The sequence below is a fragment of the Nocardiopsis sp. CNZ308 genome (assembly GCF_004217075.1).
This window is the reverse complement of the sequence record NZ_SHKJ01000001.1, coordinates 751,570-771,429: the sequence shown is the minus strand read 5'-3', so window position 1 is coordinate 771,429 and position 19,860 is coordinate 751,570. Positions and strand designations below refer to the sequence as shown.

15 protein-coding genes are annotated in these 19,860 nt (G+C 72.7%); 9 read left to right on the top strand and 6 right to left on the bottom strand.

Features of this window, described 5'->3' with window-relative positions:
• Window positions 1–79 precede the first annotated feature (79 nt).
• The 3 genes from EV372_RS03310 to EV372_RS03300 all read left to right on the top strand — a co-directional run bounded on the left by EV372_RS03310 (window position 80) and on the right by EV372_RS03300 (window position 3,790).
• Window positions 80–1,303 carry a DUF4192 domain-containing protein gene (locus EV372_RS03310; RefSeq protein ID WP_130394790.1) on the top strand — a complete coding sequence of 408 codons (1,224 nt, stop codon included), beginning with the start codon at window positions 80–82 and terminating at the stop codon, window positions 1,301–1,303.
• Window positions 1,304–1,465: 162 nt separating this feature from the next.
• Window positions 1,466–3,130 (top strand): energy-dependent translational throttle protein EttA, encoded by a 1,665-nt coding sequence (gene ettA / locus EV372_RS03305; RefSeq protein WP_130394789.1) that lies wholly within the window; start codon window positions 1,466–1,468, stop codon window positions 3,128–3,130.
• A gap of 138 nt (window positions 3,131–3,268) precedes the next feature.
• A complete protein-coding gene (locus tag EV372_RS03300; RefSeq protein WP_253794541.1) occupies window positions 3,269–3,790 on the top strand; it encodes a globin in 522 nt (173 codons plus the stop codon).
• Between the two features lie 49 nt (window positions 3,791–3,839).
• Here the strand turns inward: EV372_RS03300 and EV372_RS03295 are convergent, their stop codons facing one another.
• Entirely contained in the window at window positions 3,840–4,283 is a 444-nt protein-coding gene (locus EV372_RS03295) for an acyl-CoA thioesterase (protein ID WP_130394788.1), read from the bottom strand.
• 136 nt (window positions 4,284–4,419) lie between these two features.
• Window positions 4,420–6,513 (bottom strand): prolyl oligopeptidase family serine peptidase, encoded by a 2,094-nt coding sequence (locus tag EV372_RS03290; RefSeq protein WP_130394787.1) that lies wholly within the window; start codon window positions 6,511–6,513, stop codon window positions 4,420–4,422.
• Window positions 6,514–6,891: 378 nt separating this feature from the next.
• Between EV372_RS03290 and EV372_RS03285 the strand changes: the two genes are divergently transcribed.
• Window positions 6,892–7,392 carry an HNH endonuclease gene (locus EV372_RS03285; protein ID WP_019611059.1) on the top strand — a complete coding sequence of 167 codons (501 nt, stop codon included), beginning with the start codon at window positions 6,892–6,894 and terminating at the stop codon, window positions 7,390–7,392.
• 120 nt (window positions 7,393–7,512) lie between these two features.
• Complete coding sequence (locus EV372_RS03280; protein ID WP_130394786.1) at window positions 7,513–7,716, top strand: FmdB family zinc ribbon protein; 204 nt, start codon at window positions 7,513–7,515, stop codon at window positions 7,714–7,716.
• A 54-nt stretch (window positions 7,717–7,770) separates the two neighbouring features.
• Here EV372_RS03280 and ilvD read toward each other — a convergent pair whose 3' ends face one another.
• Both ilvD and EV372_RS03270 read right to left on the bottom strand, forming a co-directional pair.
• Window positions 7,771–9,633, bottom strand: coding sequence for a dihydroxy-acid dehydratase (gene ilvD / locus EV372_RS03275; protein ID WP_130394785.1), 1,863 nt, complete (start codon window positions 9,631–9,633; stop codon window positions 7,771–7,773).
• 242 nt (window positions 9,634–9,875) lie between these two features.
• Entirely contained in the window at window positions 9,876–10,703 is an 828-nt protein-coding gene (locus EV372_RS03270) for a nuclease-related domain-containing protein (protein ID WP_275101084.1), read from the bottom strand.
• Window positions 10,704–10,872: 169 nt separating this feature from the next.
• Between EV372_RS03270 and EV372_RS03265 the strand changes: the two genes are divergently transcribed.
• Window positions 10,873–12,333 (top strand): amidase, encoded by a 1,461-nt coding sequence (locus tag EV372_RS03265; protein WP_130394784.1) that lies wholly within the window; start codon window positions 10,873–10,875, stop codon window positions 12,331–12,333.
• 91 nt (window positions 12,334–12,424) lie between these two features.
• Here the strand turns inward: EV372_RS03265 and EV372_RS03260 are convergent, their stop codons facing one another.
• Window positions 12,425–13,744: an MFS transporter gene (locus tag EV372_RS03260; protein ID WP_130394783.1), complete on the bottom strand. Its 1,320-nt coding sequence runs from the start codon at window positions 13,742–13,744 to the stop codon at window positions 12,425–12,427.
• A 195-nt stretch (window positions 13,745–13,939) separates the two neighbouring features.
• Between EV372_RS03260 and malQ the strand changes: the two genes are divergently transcribed.
• Window positions 13,940–15,973: a 4-alpha-glucanotransferase gene (gene malQ, locus EV372_RS03255; RefSeq protein WP_130394782.1), complete on the top strand. Its 2,034-nt coding sequence runs from the start codon at window positions 13,940–13,942 to the stop codon at window positions 15,971–15,973.
• A 173-nt stretch (window positions 15,974–16,146) separates the two neighbouring features.
• On the opposite strand, the gene pepN is transcribed toward malQ, so the two are convergent.
• On the bottom strand, window positions 16,147–18,693 hold the full coding sequence (gene pepN / locus EV372_RS03250; RefSeq protein WP_130394781.1) for an aminopeptidase N: 2,547 nt from the start codon (window positions 18,691–18,693) through the stop codon (window positions 16,147–16,149).
• A gap of 213 nt (window positions 18,694–18,906) precedes the next feature.
• Between pepN and EV372_RS03245 the strand changes: the two genes are divergently transcribed.
• Window positions 18,907–19,542, top strand: a complete 636-nt coding sequence (locus EV372_RS03245) for a mycothiol-dependent nitroreductase Rv2466c family protein (protein WP_130394780.1) — start codon at window positions 18,907–18,909, stop codon at window positions 19,540–19,542.
• Between the two features lie 140 nt (window positions 19,543–19,682).
• Window positions 19,683–19,838 carry a hypothetical protein gene (locus tag EV372_RS28980; RefSeq protein ID WP_013154423.1) on the top strand — a complete coding sequence of 52 codons (156 nt, stop codon included), beginning with the start codon at window positions 19,683–19,685 and terminating at the stop codon, window positions 19,836–19,838.
• Window positions 19,839–19,860: the final 22 nt, after the last annotated feature.

Genomic DNA, 19,860 nt, shown 5'->3' with positions numbered 1-19,860 from the left:
GTTTCGTGGTCTGGCGGAGTTGTCCACAGCGCGAAGAAGGGCGTTGCGCCCGAACCGTCGGATCACGCACCGTGAAGATATGCACTCTGACCAGCCGCACCACTCCCTCGGCCCCTCCGACCCCCGACGCCCCCTCGACTCCGCGCGGGCTCCCGACCGTCCCGCCCCGTCCGACCGTCCGACCGCGCCCGGGCGCTCCCCGGGTGACGGCGCCCCCGTTCCCCCGCCCCGGAGCCCCGGCGGGTCGGGGCCGACCGGCCCCGCCGCGGCGGGCGCGGCCCTCACCCTCACCAACCCGACCGACATCATCGCGACCCTGCCCTACCTGGTGGGCACGCCGCCCGATCCGGGGATCGTGGTCCTCGCCGTGCGCGACAAGGGCGTGCACTCGGCGTTCTGCGCGGACCTGGACCGCCTGGCCGCCTCCGGCGACCCGTTGGAACGCGCGGTCGTCCCCGTGGACATGGCCGTCGCGGAGGGCTGCACCGCCCTGGTGGCCGTGGCCTACGGGCCGCCCGAACGGGTCACGCCCTACGTGGACAGGATCCTGTCCGCCGCCCGGAGCCGAGGCCTGACCGTCGTCGACGCCCTGCGGGTCACCGGCGGCCGGTACTGGTCCTACACCTGTGCCAGGGCCGACTGCTGTCCGGTGGAGGGGACCGTGGTCAACGTGGACCGCTCCACCGTCCCGGCCAGCGCGGTCCTGCACGGGATCGTCCCGGTCCAGCCGCTCTCCGGGGTCACGGCCGAGATCGAGCGGGTGCGGGAGGTGCTGCGGCCCGTGCACGGTTCCGAACGCGCCGCGATGGACGTGGTCGCCGAGGAGGTGCAGGCGCACGCCCGACGGCTCCTGGAACAGGGGATGCGGGGCTCGCTCACCGACCGCGGTCTGAGCGCCGTGCTCGCGGCGGTGCGGGCCGAACGGGCGGGCCGGGGCGTCACCGACCGGGAGGAACTGGCCTGGCTGGGGGTCTACCTCGGTGAGATCCGGGTGCGCGACGAGGCGTGGGCGCGCATCACCGCCGAGGCGGCCCCCGCGCACCAGCAACTGTGGGCCCGGGTCACCCGCCACCTGCCCCGGCACCAGCGGGCGGCGCCCGCCTCGCTGCTGGCGGTCGCCGCCTGGCAGCGCGGGGACGAGCCCCTGGCCGCCGCGGCGCTGGAGGTGGCCCTGGCCGCCGACCCCGGCTATTCGATGGCGGTGCTGATGAGCCGGGCCCTGGCCTGGGGGCTGCCCGTGGAGCGCTGGCGGGAGTTCACGCCCCGCTGGCTGCGGGCGAGGAGCCAACGGCCGCGGGAGTGAGGGGGCGGCGGCCTCGCGGCCGCGACGGGAGGCCCGGGACCGGACCCGCCGCCTCGGGCCGTGGAACCACGGCCTTTTCGGTCGCGACCGCCGCCCGGAACCGGCTCCCGCGGGCCCGGGCCATGGCGGGGGCATTGGCCGCGACACCCTAGGCTTGGACTCATGCCGGAGTACATCTACACCATGAACAACGTGCGCAAGGCGCACGGCGACAAAGTCGTCCTGGACAACGTTTCGGGGTCGTTCCTGCCCGGAGCCAAGATCGGCGTCGTGGGCCCCAACGGTGCGGGTAAGTCGACGCTTCTGAAGATCATGGCCGGCATCGAGCAGCCGTCCAACGGCGAGGCGAGGCTCATGCCCGGTTTCACCGTCGGCCTGCTCGCGCAGGAACCCCACCTCGACCCGGACAAGACCGTCCTGGAGAACGTCGAGGACGGCGTCGCCGAGACCAAGGCGATGCTGACCCGCTTCAACGAGATCGCCGAGCAGATGGCGACGGACTACTCCGACGACCTGCTCGAGGAGATGGGCAAGCTCCAGGAGCAGCTCGACCACCGGGGCGCCTGGGACCTGGACAGCCAGCTGGAGCAGGCGATGGACGCGCTGCGCTGCCCGCCCGGCGACGCCTCCGTCACCCAGCTCTCCGGCGGCGAGAAGCGCCGCGTGGCCCTGTGCAAGCTCCTGCTGGAGCAGCCCGACCTGCTGCTGCTCGACGAGCCCACCAACCACCTCGACGCCGAGAGCGTGAACTGGCTGGAGCAGCACCTGGCCAAGTACCCGGGCACCATCATCGCGATCACACACGACAGGTACTTCCTGGACCACGTCGCCACGTGGATCCTGGAGCTGGACCGGGGCCAGTTCTACCCCTACGAGGGCAACTACAGCGTCTACCTGGAGACCAAGCAGACCCGCCTGAAGGTCGAGGGGCAAAAGGACGCCAAGAAGGCCAAGCGGCTCAAGGACGAGCTGGAATGGGTCCGCTCCAACGCCAAGGCCCGCCAGACCAAGAGCAAGGCCCGCCTCCAGCGCTACGAGGAGATGGCCGCCGAGGCCGACAAGACCCGCAAGCTGGACTTCGAGGAGATCCAGATCCCGCCGGGTCCGCGCCTGGGCAACACCGTGGTCGAGGTCAAGAACCTCACCAAGGGCTTCGACGACCGCGTGCTCATCGAGGACCTGAGCTTCTCACTGCCGCCCAACGGCATCGTCGGCGTCATCGGCCCCAACGGTGTCGGCAAGACGACGCTGTTCAAGATGATCGTCGGCGAGGAGACCCCCGACCAGGGCAGGATCAACGTCGGCGAGACCGTCGAGATCTCCTACGTCGACCAGTACCGCGGCCGCATCGACGACACCAAGAACGTCTGGGAGACCGTCTCCGACGGCGAGACCTTCATCCAGGTCGGCAAGGTCGAGATCCCCAGCCGCGCCTACGTCGCCGCGTTCGGCTTCAAGGGCTCCGACCAGCAGAAGCCGTCCGGTGTGCTCTCCGGCGGTGAGCGCAACCGCGTGAACCTGGCGCTCACCCTCAAGCAGGGCGGCAACCTGCTGCTCCTGGACGAGCCCACCAACGACCTGGACGTGGAGACCCTCGGCTCGCTGGAGAACGCGCTGCTGGACTTCCCCGGCTGCGCCGTGATCACCTCCCACGACCGCTGGTTCCTCGACCGCGTCGCCACGCACATCCTCGCGTGGGAGGGCGACGCCAACTGGTACTGGTTCGAGGGCAACTTCGAGTCCTACGAGAAGAACAAGGTCGAGCGCCTGGGCCCGGACGCCGCGCGCCCGCACGCGGTCACCCACCGCAAGCTCACCCGCGACTGACCGGCCGGGGCCGAGCGCCCCGCGCCGAGCGGTGCCCAGGGCCCGCGGCGGGATCCCCGATCCGGCCGCGGGCCCTCGCGCTCCCGCGCCCCGGAGGACGACTCGTCCGGGCCGGGGCGGTCGCATACCCTGGTGGCGATGACTTCCGCGCGCGATTCCCAGCAGAGCGCGGGCGACGAGCCCGTGCAGATGACGTTCTACGAGGCCGTGGGCGGTGAGGAGACCTTCACCCGCCTGGTCCGCCGCTTCTACGAGGGGGTGGCCGACGACCCCGTGCTGCGGCCCATGTACCCCGAGGAGGACCTCGGCCCCGCCGAGGAGCGCCTGCGCCTGTTCCTCATCCAGTACTGGGGCGGCCCCCGCACCTACAACGAGCAGCGGGGCCACCCCCGGCTGCGCATGCGGCACGTGCCGTTCCGCATCGGCACCGCCGAGCGCGACCTGTGGCTCACGCACATGCGCGCCGCCGTGGACTCCCTGGACCTGCACGAGGCCCTGGAGCGCCAGCTCTGGGAGTACATGGTCATGGCGGCGCACAGCATGGTCAACGTGCCCGAGGAGACCACCGCCCCCGAGGTGGCCAACCCGACCCGGGTCTCGGTGTCGGCCAAGGGCGACGACGGGGACGACGGCGAGGCCGTCACCATCTCCCTCAAGTGACCCCGGACGAAACGGCCGCCGGGACCGGGCCGCCCGGTCCCCGCGGCGCTCAGGCGTAGTCGGCGAGGAAGGCGCGCTCGACCTCGTTGAGCCGCCGGGCGCGCTGCGTGGGCACGTCGAAGCCGACGAGCACCGTCCTGGCCCGCAGGTACACCGTGCTCTCGTCCCGGATCTCGTAGGCCAGCGTGAAGCTGGCGTTGCGCACCTCGGTCACCCACAGCTCCACGCGCACCGGCTCGGAACGGGGCAGCAGCGGGGCCACGTAGTCCGCCTCCTGGCGGGCCACCACCATGGCGCCGAAGACCTCGTCGCCCTCGACGGCACCGCCGTAGCGCAGGAAGGACACCCGGGCGTCCTCCAGGTAGGTCAGCATCCGCACGTTGTTGACGTGGTGCTGCGGGTCGAGGTCGGCGTAGCGGACCTGCGCGAGGTGCACGTGCCTCCGGGGCTCGGCCGTCCGGGTGTCGGCGGCTCCGGTCTCGGTCTGTGTCACGTCCGGATCCTCTCGCGCTGTTCTCCTGGGGGAGCGGTCCCCTCGATTGTCTCAACGCTTCACGGAGGAACGGGCGTCCCCCGGTGCCCGCCCCCTGTGTTGTTGCTCTCGCGGGGCGGACACCGGGAAGGGGACCTCAGTCCACGCGGAGCCCCAGGTGGTGGGCGAGGAAGGCCAGCTGCTCGGAGTTGAGCGCCACGCTGCGGCTCACCGACCGCGAGCTGTGGCCCACCTCCGACTCCCGGCGCAGCAGGATCGGCCGCTCCTCGGGCGCGGCCGCCGTGGCGTGCTGCATCAGCGCGCACAGCTTGCGCGCGTGCAGCGGGTCCACGCGGGTGTCGTTGTCGAACACGGTGAACAGCGTCGCCGGGTAGCGGGTGCCCTCGCGCACGTTGTGGTACGGCGAGTAGCCCAGCAGCCACCCCAGCTGCTCGGGGTCGTCGGCGGTGCCGTACTCGACGTTCCACAGCTGGCCCAGCCCGAACCGCTCGTAGCGGACCATGTCCAGCAGCGGGGCCGAGCAGACCGCGGCGGTGAACAGGTCCGGCCGCTGCGTGACCATGGCCCCCACCAGCAGCCCGCCGTTGCTGCCGCCCATGACGGCCAGGTGCCCGGGATCGGTCACCCCGGTGGCGACCAGGTGCTCGGCCGCCGCCGCGCAGTCGTCGAAGACGTTCTGCTTGTCGGCGAACATGCCCGCCCGGTGCCACTCCTCGCCCTCCTCCAGTCCGCCGCGCAGGTTGGCGACGGCGTACACGCCGCCCGCCCGCACCCAGGCCAGCGCCACCGCCGAGTAGGCGGGCGTGAGGGAGATGCGAAAGCCACCGTAGCCGTACAGGATGGTCGGCCGCGGTCCTTCGGCGGGCGCCTGGGGCGAGACCACGAGCATGCGCACGGCCGTGCCGTCGCGGGAGGTGTAGGTGACCTGCTCCACCCGCACGTCGGGCAGGTCGATGTCACCGGGGGCGTCGGCCCACAGCGACACCCCGCCCGAGAGCGCGTCGTAGCGGTACACCGACGAGGGGTGGGTGTTGTCGGTGTAGCCGAACCACGCCTCGTGCCCGCCCTCGGGGCGTTCGACCAGCCCGGTCACGGTGCCCAGGCCGGGCATATCCAGCCCGCCCAGGAGCTCGCCGGTGGCCAGGTCGTGCCGGGTGACCTCGCTGACGGCGTGGCGGCTGCGCGAGACCAGCAGCTCGGGCCGCTCCATCCCGGGGCCGTCCAGGACCGCGTACCCCTCCAGCACCGACTCGGGGTCCTCCGGGACCAGGGTGGTCCAGTTCCCGTAGCCGGGGTCGGCGGGGTCGGCCACGCACAGGCGTCCGCGCGGGGCGTCCCGATCGGTGAACAGGTACAGGCGCCCGTCCCGGCCCACGTGCGGGTACAGGGAGGCGTCCACGCCCTCCTGGAAGGGGACCAGGCGCGGCGCGTCCAGGCCGCCGTCGGACAGGTCGGCGATCCACGCGTCGGTGGCCGCCGAGGTGCCGCGGTTGGCCAGCAGAACCAGCCAGCGCCCGTCCCGGCTCACGACCGGGGTGAAGTACTCGGTCTTGTCGCGGCCCTCGCCGAAGACCAGGGTGTCCTGCTCCGCGGGGGTGCCCAGGCGGTGCAGGTAGACGCGGCGGTGGTAGCTCTCCTCGCCCTCGGGCACCTGGTCCCGTGGGAGCCGGCGTACGTAGTAGAAGGCGGAGGAGTCGGGCAGCCACGCGATCGGGCTGTAGCGGACCCGATCGACGGGCCCGTCCACCAGGTCGCCGCTGGCCACGTCCACGACGCGCAGCACCGACTCCTCGTCGCCGCCCTCGGAGAGCTGGTAGGCCAGGAGAGCACCGGAGTGGTCGGGCCTCCAGGCGTCCAGTGTGGTCAGACCCTGGGGGTCGAGCGTCCCGGGGTCCACCAGCACCCGCTCGGGACCGTCGCCGTCCTGGACGTAGAGCACGCCGTGCTCCTGTTCGGCGGTGCGGCGGACGAAGAAGCGGCGGTCGCCCCGCCACACGGGCGCCCCGACGCTTCCGGCGCCCAGCAGGGACCGCACCTGGTCGGCGAACCAGTTCCTCGTGGTGAACCGCGATGAGACCTCGGTGTACAGGGCGTCCTCCGCGGCAGCCCACTCCTTGGTCTGCGCCGAATCGCCGTCCTCCAACCACCGGTAGGGGTCACCGACCGTGTGACCGTGCAGGTTCTCGATGATGTCCAGCCGTGCGGCCTGAGGGTAGCGGAGTTCACGCATACTTCGCACCCTATCCACCGCCATCCACCCCGATGTGTCCGGCGCGGCGCCAGTGTGAAAAGGAGCGCCGCCAGCGCACAATGGAGCCGGGAAAAGGGGGAACACGCGGTTTCTGGGCGGCCCAGCGCAAATTGGGGTGGCGCCGGAGCGGTCCGACCACGCAAACTGAATGCGGGACGCAACTCGGCGGGACCACCGGGAGGTCCGTGTGGCAAGGCGTACGGAACCATCGATCCTCGGATCGGTGCACAGGGAGGTCTCCTGGCTGGCCGATCGGCTGGCCGGGGAGGAGACACGGCCGTCACAGACGACGGCTGGGGCGACGCGATGAGCGCCCGAAGCAGCCGGGAGGGTGGCACAGGCACCGCCCGCCGCCACGTGCTGCTGCTCAACGCCAGCTTCGAACCACTGACGACACTGCCCCTGCGCAGGGCGATCCTGCTCGTCCTGAGAGAGAAGGCGGAGGTCGTCCACCAGGACGACGCGGGCGCGATACTGCACTCGGCGACGCGCTCCTACGACGTGCCGTCGGTCATCCGGCTCCGACGCTACATCAGCGTCCCCTACAGCCGCAGAGTGCCCCTCACCAGGGTCGCCCTCATGCGGCGCGACAGGCACACCTGCGGCTACTGCGGCAAGAAGGCCGAGACCATCGACCACGTCATCCCGCGCAGCCGCGGCGGCGCGCACGTGTGGGAGAACGTGGTCGCCGCGTGCAAGCCGTGCAACCACCGCAAGGCCGACAAGTTCCTGGACGAACTCGGCTGGGAGCTGCACGTGACCCCCAAGGTGCCCAAGGGGCCCCACTGGCGTCTGATCAACGGTGACCTCCACGGCGACCCCCAGTGGGAGCCGTACATGGCCCACCTGGCCGCCTGAGCCGGCGGAGCCGGGACCTCGCGTCCCACCCGGCACCGTCGCCGACCACGACCGCCCCCCGGCGCGCGCCGGGGGGCGGTCGTATGGCACACGCGCCGGGGGCGGACGTATTCTGGCCGCATGCCCAGATACGACTTCCGCTGCCGCGAGTGCGGCGACACCTTCGAGCTCTCCCGTCCGATGGCGCGGGCCGGCGACCCGGCGACCTGCCCCCAGGGGCACGCCGACACGGTCCGGCTGCTGTCCACCGTGGCGGTGGGCGGACGCGCGGCCGCCCCCGCGCCCTCCGGCGGAGGGTGCTGCGGGGGCGGCTGCTGCTCCTGAGGGCGGAGGCGGCCGTGCCGCTCCCCACCTCCCGGGCCGCTACTTCTCGACCTGCTACCTCTCGACCTGGGACACGTCGCGCGCGGCGCCGGTCGAGGCCGAGGTCGCCATGGCCGCGTAGGCGCGCAGAGCCGCGGTCACCGGCCGCTGGCGGTCGCGCGGCCTGAAGCGGCCCAGCTCCTTGAGCAGACGCTCGCGGCGCGCGTCGAGCTCCTCCGCGGAGACCTCCAGCGCGATGCCCCGGTTGGGGATGTCGATGCTGATGAGGTCGCCGTCCTCCACCAGTGCGATGTCACCGCCCGCGGCGGCCTCGGGGGAGGCGTGGCCGATGGACAGCCCCGACGTGCCGCCGGAGAAGCGGCCGTCGGTGATGAGGGCGCAGGCCTTGCCCAGGCCGCGGCCCTTGAGGAAGCTCGTCGGGTACAGCATCTCCTGCATGCCCGGACCGCCCTTGGGGCCCTCGTAGCGGATGACCACCACGTCACCGGGCTCGATCCGCTTGTTGAGGATGCCGTCGACGGCGTCCTCCTGGGACTCGAACACCTTGGCCGGTCCGGAGAAGGTCCACAGCTCCTCCTCCACGCCCGCGGTCTTGACGATCGCGCCGTCCGGGGCGAGGTTGCCGAACAGCACTGCCAGGCCGCCGTCCTTGGTGTAGGCGTGCTCGACGGAGCGGATGCAGCCCTTCTCCCGGTCGGTGTCCAGGGTGTCCCAGCGGGTGTCCTGCGAGTAGGCCTTCGTGGTGCGCTTGCCGCCGGGGGCGGCGTGGAACAGTTCCACGGCCTCGGGGGAGACGGTGTCGGAGGCGATGTCCCACTCGGCGATGAACTCGCCGACCGTCTTGCCGTGCACCGTGGGCAGGGAGGTGTCCAGCAGGCCGCCGCGGGCCAGCTCGCCCAGGATGGAGGGGATTCCGCCCGCCCGGTGCACGTCCTCGATGTGGTACTTCTCGGTGTTCGGCGCGACCTTGCACAGGCAGGGCACCCGGCGTGAGACCGTGTCGATCTCGGGCAGACCGAAGCCGACGCCCGCCTCGGTGGCCGCGGCCAGCAGGTGCAGGATCGTGTTGGTGGAGCCGCCCATGGCCACGTCCAGGGCCATGGCGTTGCCGAAGGCCTCGGGGGTGGCGATGGACAGCGGCAGGACGGAGGAGTCGTCGTCCTCGTAGTAGCGCTTGGCGGCCTCCACGACCAGGCGTCCGGCGTCCTCGTACAGGGCGCGGCGGGCGGTGTGGGTGGCCAGCACGGTGCCGTTGCCGGGCAGGGCCAGGCCGATCGCCTCGGTGAGGCAGTTCATCGAGTTGGCGGTGAACATGCCCGAGCAGGAGCCGCAGGTCGGGCAGGCGGCCTCCTCCATCTCGTCCAGCTCGGCCTGGGAGACGCTCTCGTCGGCCGCGGCGATCATGGGGTTGATCAGGTCCAGCTTGCGCACGGTGGTGGCGGTGCCGTCGACCACCGTGACCTTGCCCGCCTCCATGGGGCCGCCGGAGACGAACACCGTGGGGATGTTCAGGCGCAGCGCGGCCAGCAGCATGCCCGGGGTGATCTTGTCGCAGTTGGACACGCACACCAGGGCGTCGGCGCAGTGCGCGTTGACCATGTACTCGACCGAGTCGGCGATCAGCTCGCGGCTGGGCAGGGAGTAGAGCATGCCGCCGTGGCCCATGGCGATGCCGTCGTCCACGGCGATGGAGTTGAACTCGCGGGGGATACCGCCCGCCTCGCGGACGGCGTTGGCGACGACCTCGGCCACCTCGCGCAGGTGGACGTGGCCCGGGACGAACTCGGTGAAGCTGTTGGCCACGGCCACGATGGGCTTGCCGAAGTCCTCGCGCTCCACACCGGTGGCGCGCATGAGGGCGCGCGCGCCGGCCATGTTCCTGCCGTGGGTGACGGTGCGTGAGCGTAGGGCTGGCATGGGGCGGGCTCCCATCGTTACGGGTGTTTCCCCTCGATGGTAGTCCTTCGTCGCACCGCTCTGGTCTCGTACTGGAAGACGGGGCATCCGGATCGTGAGACGCCCGTGGTGGGGAGGCCGGGTCGCGGCCGGGTCGCGGCCGGTGCGGGGGAGCGACAAGCCCCTGGACACAGGAGGGGCCCGGGTGCCACGGCGCTGTGGTCCGTCCCGGGCCGGAGCGGCGTCAGGGGGGTGGGGGCGTCTCAGTACCTGGGCGGCAGGGCCTTCATCGCGGCCTGGTAGATCTCCTCGATCTCCTTCTCGGTCAGGCGGTCCCGGCCGCTGCGCAGCCACTTGCGGACCTTGGTGCCGGTGATGATGTCCACGCCCCGCAGCCGGTGGCTGTCCCAGGGCATGCCGGGGCCGTAGATGGCCAGCGACGCGCGCACCTTGATCTCGCGACCCAGTTCGGCGCTGATCAGGTCCTGCGCCCGCTTGGCCTCCTCCAGGGCCTCGTCGATGCGCTCATTCTTGCTGAACCGCCCGTGGTAGAGCTTCTCCAGCTTGTTGCGCAGCGGCAGCCGCTTGTCCCACGACTCGGAGTCGATGGCGAACGCGCCCCGCCGACCCACGATGAAGTGGTCGATCTGACCGTTGCCGCCGGGCACCGCGCGCGCGTGCAGGACGCGGTAGCCGAGCTGCTTCATCACCTTGAGCTGCGCCTCGGTCTTGCGCTGGGCCGCCGAGGGCTTGCGCCAGCGCGGGATCTCCGACTCGCGCCGGGAGGTGTACACCATGACCCCGGCCAGGGTGAGGACGCCGAAGGTGACGCCGATCCGCCAGTCGGAGGTGAGCAGGCCGATCAGGACGGCCACCACGGCGGCGCCGCCGCCGCGTACCACCCACCTGCGGACGGAACGGTTGGAGCGCAGGGCACCGTAGACCGCCTTGCCGCCCGAGGTGTCCTTCTTCTTTCTCTGGTTGGGGAAAAAGAGGGATTCGGGCCTTTCGGGGTCCGATCCCCCGGACGTTGGAGTGGAGCCGTTCACTCTGGTAGCCGATTTCACGTCGGACAGGTTAGTTCGATCCATATCCGAGTCCTAGTGCATTACTTCTCACACTTTTGTATCCCTGTTCCTCGGTGCGTAAGCGTGTCGCTCGCCTCGGGACAGGGAATGCTTACCCTTCGGTCAGTCTCTCTGGAGAAGCGGGTCCTCCTGACCGTGGTGCCCTGCGGTGTGCCCGCTAACCTGTCTCGCCATGACCCAGATCCATGACCTTCCGGCCCACCGCCTCCTCGCGATGGTCCGCAGTCGTGAGCTGTCGCCTACTGAGATCACTGAGCACTTCCTGGACCGCACCGAGAGGTATGACCACCTCATCGGCGCGTACATTACGGTCACCCCGGAAAAGGCGCTCGAACAAGCCCGTTACGCGCAGAACCGGGTGATGGCCGACACGCCAGAGGCCCTGCCTCCCCTCCTCGGGCTCCCCGTGCCCGTCAAGGACCTCGACCCCGTCGCCGGGGTCCGCCTCACCCAGGGCTCACCGGTCTTCCGCGACGCCGTCGCCCCGACCGACTCGGGCATGGTCGCCCGGCTGCGCGCCGCGGGCGCGGTCCTGCCGGGAAAGACCAACACCCCCGAGTTCGGGTCGAGCTGCTACACCGAGAACGCCGTAGCCCCGCCCTCCCGCAACCCCTGGAACACCGACCTGTCCCCGGGCGGCTCCAGCGGAGGCGCCGCGGCGGCCGTCGCCGCCGGACTCGCCCCCGTGGCCCAGGGCAGCGACGGCGGCGGCTCGATCCGCATCCCCGCCAGCGCGTGCGGGCTCTTCGGCCTCAAGCCCACCCGCGGCCGGATCTCCGGCGCACCCCTCAAACCCGACCTCGCGGGCCTGTCCACCGCCGGACCCCTCACCCGAGGCGTCCGCGACGCCGCCCTCCTCCTGGACGCCATGGCCTTCTCCGGACCGGGCGACCACTTCACCGCCCCGCCCCTGCCGCCGGGCGAGACCTTCGCCGACCACGTGGGCCGCGAACCCGGGCGCCTGCGCATCGGCTGCCACGCCACCACCGGCTCCGCCCAGATCCCCGTGCACCCCCGCGTCCTGGCCGCCCACGAGGAGGCCGTCCGCCTCCTGACCGACCTCGGACACGAGGTGGAGGAGGTCCCCGCCCCCGGGGACGCCCACTTCGGCGGCTCCTTCATGGCGGACTTCGGCGTGGTCTGGGCGGCGATGGCCTGGGCCACGCCGGTCGCCCCCGCCCGCGAGGCCGAGCTGAGCCCCCTCAACCAGTGGCTGCGCGAGCGGGCCCGCGCCACGCCCGTGCCCGACTACATCGCCGCCTGCGCCCGCCTCCAGCGCGGCGTCCGCTCCCTCGTCGCCGCGACCGAACCCTTCGACGCGGTGCTCTCGCCCGTGCTGGCCGCGCCCCCGGTCCCGCTGGGGCACTTCACCGGTGACGGACCCGAGGAGGAGTTCCGGCGGATGACCGCGTTCGCGCCGTTCACCTCGGTCTACAACGTCTCGGGACAGCCCTCGGTCAGCGTCCCCCTGCACTGGTCGCCCGAGGGGTTGCCGATCGGTGCCATGCTCACCGGCCGCATGGGCGGCGAGGGCACCCTGCTGTCGCTGTCGGCGCAGCTCGAACGCGCGCGCCCGTGGGCCCACCGCGTCCCGCCGCTGCGCACCGGCCGACCGGACGCGTCGCCGGTGTGACGGCCGGGGCCGCCCCCTGCCACCGGCACCACCCGACGCCGACAGCGGCAGCGAGGAGCGGCGCGAAGCGCGCGCTCCGGCGGCCCGCGCCTCAGCGGGGTTCGTCGGACGCGGCCTCGGCGCCCGCCGCGGCGCCGTGCACCGGCGGGGCCTCCAGCACGCTTCCCCCGACCTCCTCGGGGTCGAGACCGCCCGCCTCCTCGGCGGCCTCGGGGGGCGGCTCGGGCACGAACAGGCTCAGCAGCGCCGACACCAGCACCAGCACCGCGGCGCCCAGCACACCGCCCGCGATCCCCAAGAGGTCGATCAGGCCGCCGGACAGCGGACCGGCCACCGCCCCGCCCACGCCCAGCGCCGTGGACATCCACCCGAAGGCCTCGGCCCGCCGCCGCGCGGGGGCCAGGTCGCCCAGACGGCCCATGACCGCGGCCAGGGTCGGCGCCAGCGCCATACCGGACAGGAACAGCAGCGGTGTGACCAGCAGCGGTGTCGACAGCTGCGCGATCGGCGGCACGAACGGCACCAGCACCGCCACGCCCAGCGCCGAGCCGAAGCAGCGGCGCACCAGGTGGGGGCGTCCGCGCAGCGCGCCCGCGATCGCCCCGCCCACCAGCGACCCCAGCGCCCACACCGACGCCAGCACCATCACGTACTGCGGGGCGCCGAGCTCGTTGGCCCACGCCACGATCACCAGGTCCACGCCCATGATCCCGCTGACCATCAGCAGGCACATGAGGAACAGCGCCACCAGCGCCGGGCTGCGCAGCAGGCTCCGGCGGGGACCGGACGGCTCCTCAGCGGCCCCCTCCTCGGTCGGCGCGGGGCCGGTCACCCCGGCCCGGCGCAGCCCGAGCGCGAACCCGAGCGAGCCGAGCAGGGCCACCGCCGACAGCAGCACCAGCGCCCAGCGCGCACCGGCGAAGGCCACCACACCAGCGGTCAGGATCGGGGAGAAGACGAAGAGCAGCTCCTGGGTGGTCGCCTCGGCCGCGTAGATCGCCTGCCGTTCGGGGCCGCGCGTCAGCCGCGGCCACAGCGCCCGCACGATCTGGTTCGCCGGGGAGCCGAACAGCCCGGTGCCCAGCGCCAGCGGGAGCGAGAGCCACCACAGCCGCTCGGGCAGCAGGACCAGGCCCAGCAGCCCCGCGCTGAACACCACGCCGCACACCAGCACCAGCCGGTCGGTCCCGCCCCGGTCGGCCATCCGCCCGCGCAGCGGCCCCACCAGCGCCATGCCCAGGGTGAAGGCGCCCGCGACCAGCCCGGCCAGGGTGTAGGAGCCGGTCCACCCCTCCACCAGGAAGGTGACCGCGATCATCAGTCCCGGCATGTAGAAGCGCGCGGCCAGCGACCAGGCCAGCAGGGGAAGCACGTGGGGGACGGCGAAGAGCCGTCGGTAGTTCGCGAGCACACCCCGATTATGCAGATGTCGAGGACAGGGGGCGATCGCTTTGACGGCCTGTGCAGAGCCCCCGTTTGTACGTGCTGGACAGTCCGGATGCGCCGCGCGGGGAGCCGTTATCGGCCCGAACCCAGGACACGTTCTGGTCCCACGCCGGAACGGCCTCCGGTGTACGGAGCCCCTGGTAGGGCATGATCGGATTCTGTGAGGGACGTTCAGCTGGCACGGTTGGCCGAGCAGCACGGAGTCGCGACGACCTACGAGGACTGGCGGGGGCGCAGGATCCCGGTCAGTCCCGACACCATCCGCCATGTCCTGGCCGCCCTGGGCGTGGACCCGGCGGCCCCGGACGCGGGGGCGGCGCCGGGCCCGCTGCCGCCCGCGGTCGTCGTCCGCGAGGGCAAGGCACCCGACCTCGTGCTCCCCGAGGGGACGCACAGCGTCGTCGAGACCTGCGGCGGCTCCCTGCTGCCCTTCGGCCCCGGACTGCCGCTGGGCGTGCACACCCTGCGCGTCACCGACGGAGCCGCCGAGCACACCGCGCCCCTGCTCGTGGCCCCCGACCGCATCGAACCCAGCGCGCTTAGGGACCACCCCCGCCTGTGGGGGATCACGGCGCAGGTCTACAGCGTGCGCTCCCGCGCCTCCTGGGGCACCGGCGACCTGCGCGACCTCGCCGAGCTCGCCGACTGGAGCGCGCGCGACCTGGGCGCCGACTTCGCCCTGATCAACCCGGTGCACGCCACCGAGCCGCTGCCCCCGGTGGAGCCCTCGCCCTACCTGCCGGTCAGCCGCCGCTACGCCAGCCCCCTCTACATCCGCATCGAGGACGTGCCCGAGTACGCCCGGCTCGACCCCGCCCAGCGCGAGGGCATCCAGCGCCTGGCCCGGCCGCTGCGCGAACGCGGCCGCACCGCCGACCTCCTCGACCGCGACTCCGTGTGGAGGGCCAAGCGCGCCGCCCTGGAGGTCCTCTTCGAGTCGCCCCGCGCCCCCGGCCGCGAGGCCTCCCTGCGCGCCTACCTCGAACGCGAGGGCCGGCCGCTGGTCGAGTTCGCCACCTGGTCGGCCCTGGCCGAGCGGCACGGCACCGACTACCGGACCTGGCCCCAGGGGCTGCGCGGGGTCCACAGCCGCGACGTCGGAGAGGAGGCCCTGCGCCGGTGGCCCGCCGTGGAGTTCCACCGCTGGCTCCAGTGGATCCTCGACGAGCAGCTCTCCCAGGCGCAGACCACCGCCGAGACCGGCGGGATGGCCGTCGGCATCGTGCACGACCTGGCCATCGGGGTGCAGGCGGGCGGCGCGGACGCGTGGATGTACGGGGACGCCCTCGTGCCCGGCCTGCACGTGGGGGCGCCCCCGGACGAGTTCAACCAGCAGGGGCAGGACTGGGGCCAGCCGCCCTGGCACCCCCGGCGCCTGGCCGGGCGCGGCTACGAACCGTTCCGCCAGATCCTGGCCCAGGCGTTCCGCTACGCGGGCGGGGTCCGCATCGACCACGTCATGGGCATGTTCCGGCTCTGGTGCGTGCCCGAGGGCGCCTCCGCGGCCGAGGGCACCTACGTCAGGTTCGACCACGAGGGCATGGTGGGCACGCTCGCCCTGGCCGCCCACCGGGCGGACGCCGTCGTGGTCGGGGAGGACCTGGGCACCGTGGAGCCGTGGGTGCGCGAACACCTCGCCGACCGCGGGATCCTGGGCACCTCCGTGCTGTGGTTCGAGCAGGACGCCGACGGCCGCCCGCGCCCGCCGGAGGAGTGGCGCACCGACTGCCTGGCCACGGTCGCCACCCACGACCTGCCGCCGGTGGCGTCGTTCCTGTCCACCGAGCACGTCGAGCTGCGCGACCGGCTGGGCCTGCTCGGCCGCCCCGTGGAGGAGGAGCGCGCCGACGCCGAGTCGCGGGTGGAGCGCTGGCGCGAACTCCTCGTGGAGCTGGGCCTGCTCGACGGGGACGTGGACCCCGTGGCCGACCCGGCCGCCGTGGTGGCGGCCATGCACGCCTACCTGGTGGCCACCCCCGCCCGCATGATCGGAATCGCGCTCACCGACGTGGTGGGGGAGCGGCGCATGCAGAACCAGCCCGGCACCAGCGACGAGTACCCGAACTGGCGCATCCCGCTCACCAGCGGCGAGGGCGAGCCGGTCCTGGTGGACGAACTGCTCGCCGACCCGCGCATGGTGGCGCGCATCCGCCGCACCCTCGGGCCGGTCGGCCGGCGGGACCACGCCCCCTGACGGGCTGTCCGGAACCGTGGCCGAGGTGACGCGGGGGCCCTGGCCCGCGCCCTGGCCGGTCTCGGCGGCCGAGCCCCGCTGTAAGCACCAGGTCACGGTGGGAGGGCGGCCGGGCCGAACACACGCGCGCGCCCGCTCCGCCGTCGCAGGCGGGGCGGGCGCGCGGCCTCTTCCTACCCCTGACGCTCGCCCGCGGCGATGTCGGTGGCCCGGGCGCGCAGGGCCCGCTCCACCCCCGCGCGGCCCTCGACCAGCAGGCGGCGCAGCGCCGGGGCCGGGTCGGACTCGGCGATGTAGGCGTCCGTGCGCTCCAGCGTCGCCTCCTCCACCAGACCGCTCGGGTACACCACCTCGGCGAAGGTCTGCGCGAACTCGCCCGTCCACTTCTCCCAGGCCGGGCCCAGCTGCGCGAAGTACCTCTCCACGTACGGCCGGTACAGCTCGGCCTGGCCCGGCTCGGTGAAGCCCAGCAGGACCGCGCGGAACTCGGCGTTGGCCAGCTCCTCGCCCACGATCCGCTCCCACGCCGCGGCCTTGGCCTCGGCGGTGGGGATCGCGGCGCGGGCCCCGGCGGCGTTGCGCTGCCCGGCCGCGGTGGCGTCGCGCTCCAGTTCGGCGGCGATCTCCGCCTCACCGGCCTTGCCCGTCGCGACCAGGCGGCGCAGCAGCGTCCACCGCAGGTCGGTGTCCACGACCAGCCCGTCCACGGTGATCGCGCCGTCCAGCAGGCCCTGGAGCAGGGACAGGTGGGCGTCGCTCGCCGCCGAGGCGGCCAGCGCGTTGGCGTAGGCCAGCTGCAGGTCGCCGCCCGGCTCGGCCGCGGTCAGCAGCTCGCGCAGCCGCTCGGAGAGCTGCTCGAAGCCGAACGGGCGCCACGCCGGGTCGGCGTACATGTGCAGAGCCGAGTTGGCCTGGCGCAGCAGGGTCTGGGCGACCATGACGTCGTCCACGCCGCTGATCCCGGAGATGACCAGGGAGACGTAGTCGCGGGCGGCCATCTCGCCGTCGCGGGTCATGTCCCAGGCGGCGCCGAAGGCCAGTGCGCGGGGCAGGGACTCGCGGATCTCGCCGACGCCCTCCACCACGGTGCGCAGGGAGCGCTCGTCCAGGCGGACCTTGGTGAAGGTCAGGTCGTCGTCGTTGATCAGGACCAGGTCCGGCCGGACCCGGCCGACCAGCTCCGGCACCTCGGTGCGCTCGCCGCGCACGTCCAGCTCCACGCGCTCGCGGCGCACGACGCCCTCGTCGGTGCGGTCGTACAGACCGATCGCCAGGCGGTGCGAGCGCAGCGTCGGGTGGTCGGCCGGGGCCTCCTGGAGCACGGTGAACGAGGTGAAGCGGCCCTCGGCGTCCACCTCGAACTCCGGGCGCATCGTGTTGACGCCCGTGGTCTCCAGCCAGTCGCGCGACCAGCCCGACAGGTCGCGGCCCGAGGCGGCCTCCAGATGCTTGAGCAGGTCCCGCAGCTCGGTGTTGCCGAACGCGTTCTCCTTGAAGTAGGCGCGCACGCCCGCGAAGAACGCGTCCACGCCCACGTACGCCGCGAGCTGCTTGAGCACCGAGGCGCCCTTGGCGTAGGTGATGCCGTCGAAGTTGACCTCGACCGCCTGGATGTCGACCATGTCGGCGGCGACCGGATGGGTGGAGGGCAGCTGGTCCTGGCGCAGCGCCCAGCTCTTCTCCACGTTCGCGAACGTCGTCCAGGCGTCGGTCCACTTGGTGGCGTTGGCCTGGCAGTACACGCTGGCGTAGGTCGCGAACGACTCGTTCAGCCACAGGTCGTCCCACCAGCGCATGGTGACCAGGTCACCGAACCACATGTGCGCCATCTCGTGCAGGATCGTCTCGGCGCGGCGCTCGTAGCGGGCGTCGGTGACCCTCGAACGGAAGACATAGTCCTCCAGGAACGTGACCGCGCCCGCGTTCTCCATGGCGCCCGCGTTGAACTCGGGCACGAACAGCTGGTCGTACTTGCCGAACGGGTAGCGCAGGTCGAACAGGCCGTGGAAGAAGTCGAAGCCCTGCTTGGTGACCTCGAACAGGGCGTCGGAGTCCAGGTGCTCGGCCAGCGAGGCGCGGCAGTACAGCCCCAGCGGGATGCCGTCGTGCTCGTCGCGCACCACGTGGTAGGGGCCCGCGATCAGCGCGGTGATGTAGGTGGACATCACCGGCGTGGCCGGGAAGTGCCAGCGCACCCGCTCCTCGCCCGCGGCCTCGCGCTCCACGTCGGGCGCGCTGTTGGACACGACCTCCCACGAGGGGGGAGCGAACACCGTCAGCTCGAAGGTCGCCTTCAGGTCGGGCTGGTCGAAGCACGCGAACATGCGGTGCGCGTCGGCCGTCTCGAACTGGGTGTACAGGTACACCGAGTCGTCGACCGGGTCCACGAACCGGTGCAGGCCCTCTCCGGTGCGCATGTACACGGCGTCGGCGACGACCGTCAGCTCGTTGTCCGAGGCCACCTCGGGGAGGACGAGGCGCTCGCCGTCGAACAGCTCGGCCGCGTCCAGCTCGGCTCCGTTCAGCGTCGCCGTGCGGATCGCGGGGGCGGCCAGCTCGACGAACGTCCGCGCCCCGGGCTCCGAACTGGAGAACCGGATCACGGTGGTGGACCTGAAGGTCTCGGCACCGGTGGTCAGGTCCAGCTCCACGGCGTAGGAGTCGACGCTGAGAATCCGCGCCCGCTCACGAGCCTCGTCCCGTGTCAGGTTCCCTGCCACGCCACGCTCCCTCCACGGCCGCCGTCGTCGCCGGCCGGATCGTTGCCGACCACGGCGAGTCCGCCGCCTGGGGTGGAGCGTCGTCGGGGCCGGAGGTCGTCTTCCACTCGACTCGATCCTGCCACGCGCCGGGACGGAATGCGCAACCGATAACCGGGGTTGCACTCCTACGACGTGAAGTGTGCCCACCTTTTCGCGATCCGAGGAGCAGCGATGACGCAGACCTTCGACCCCGGTGACGGGCAGGAGACCGTCCACGCGGACATGTGGTTCGACCCCGCCTGCCCGTGGGCCTGGATCACCTCGCGCTGGCTCGTCGAGGTGGAGAGGGTCCGGCCGGTCCGCGTGCGCTGGCACGTGATGAGCCTGGGCGTGCTCAACGAGGGACGCGACCTGCCCGAGGACTACCGCGCGAGCATCGACGGGTCCTGGGAGGCGGTGCGGGTGTGCGTCGCCGCCGAACAGCGCTTCGGCCCCGAGGTCCTGGGCGGCCTGTACACGGCCCTGGGCACCCGCTTCCACAACGGCGGCGAACCGCGCACCACGGACACGATCCGCGCGGCGCTGGCCGAGGCCGGACTGCCCGAGGACCTGGCCGAGGCGGGCGCGTCCACCGACCACGACCAGGCCCTGCGCGCCTCGCACGCCGAGGCGATGAAGCTGGTCGGCGAGGACGTGGGCACCCCCGTGGTCCAGGTCGCCGACACCGCCTTCTTCGGACCGGTCGTCACGCCGATCCCGCGCGGCGAGGCGGCCGGCAGGCTCTGGGACGGCGTGCTCCTGGTCGCCGGGACCGACGGGTTCTTCGAACTCAAGCGGACCCGCACCCGGGACCCCATCTTCGACTGACCCGCGTCCGCCGGGCCGGGGCCCGTGCTCCGGTCCGGCGGGGCGGACGGCCGCGCCGCGCCCGCGGGGGTGCACACTGGAGGCGAACACCGGCGGCGGGCGGGGGCCCGCCGCGACGAACGCGAAGGGGGCGGGGGACCGTGTCCGGACCCGACGACGAGCGCAGGGTCGACTTCCTCGACGACCTCGACATCCTGCCCGACACCACCGGCGACGAGAGGGGCCCCGGCTGGGGCGACTCCGACGACGACTCCACCGCGCGCCTCCTCGCGGAGCGCCCCCCGCACTGGGACTGATCCGACGGGTCCCCGGCATCGG